At 70.3% G+C, this 1047-nt stretch carries 1 protein-coding gene; it reads left to right on the top strand.

Annotated features, from left to right (window positions below):
* On the top strand, positions 1-1047 hold a 1047-nt coding region (locus ACFQ2V_RS21235), incomplete at both ends, for a 6-phosphofructokinase (RefSeq protein WP_386055014.1).

The raw sequence follows: 1047 nt of genomic DNA, 5'->3' as shown, positions 1-1047 counted from the left end.
GGGCGGGGACTGTCCCGGCCTCAACGCCGTCATCCGCGGCGCGACCCGCGCCGCCGAGGTCACCTACGACAGCACCGTCATCGGCTTCCGCAACGCGTGGCGCGGTGTCATGGACAACGACTACGAGATCCTCGACGTCGACCGCTGCCGCGGCATCCTCCCGCTCGGCGGCACGATCCTCGGCACGTCGCGCGACCAGCCGTTCGCCCACGAGGACGGCCTCAAGCGCGTGCGCAAGGCGTACGACCGGCACGGCCTCGACGCGATCATCGGGATCGGCGGCGAGGGCTCGATGGGTGTCGTCAACCGCCTGCACGAGAACGGGTTCCCGGTCATCGGCGTGCCGAAGACGATCGACAACGACATCTCCCTGACCGAGATGACCTTCGGCTTCCAGACGGCCGTGCAGATCTGCACCGACGCCATCGACCGCCTGCACACCACCGCCGAGTCGCACCACCGTGTGCTCGTCGTCGAGGTGATGGGGCGCCACGTCGGGCACATCGCGATCTGGTCGGGCCTTGCCGGTGGCGCCGCGATCACCCTCGTTCCCGAGGAGCCCTTCGACATCGACGAGGTGTGCGAGCGGATCGTCCACCGCCACAAGAAGGGCCGCTTCGCGACGATCGTCGTCGTCGCCGAGGGCGCGCTGCCCAAGGAGGGCACGATCGAGATCCCCGAGCCGGAGGTCGACAAGTACGGCCACCAGATCCTCGGCGGCATCGGCTCGATCCTGGCCCGCGAGATCCAGGGCCGCACCGGCATCGAGAGCCGCATGACGGCGCTCGGCCACATCCAGCGCGGCGGCTCGCCGGTGGCGTTCGACCGCGTGCTCGGCACCCGGTTCGGCGTCGCCGCGGTCGAGGCTGCGCTCGACGGCGCTTGGGGCCAGATGGTGGCCCTGCAGAAGGGCAGGATCGAGCGGGTGCCGGTGGCCGAGGCCATCGGTTCGCTCAAGATGGTCGAACCCGACCTGCTCCGGCTCAACTCGATGTTCCAGCCCCGCATCCCCGGTGACGAGCACCCCGGCCTACCCGCCGACTCGCC

The organism is Terrabacter terrigena, assembly GCF_042676085.1.
GTDB classification, from domain to species: Bacteria; Actinomycetota; Actinomycetes; order Actinomycetales; family Dermatophilaceae; genus Terrabacter; species Terrabacter terrigena.
The sequence above is the reverse complement of the archived record's forward strand: the minus strand, read 5'-3'. Positions and strand labels throughout refer to the sequence as shown.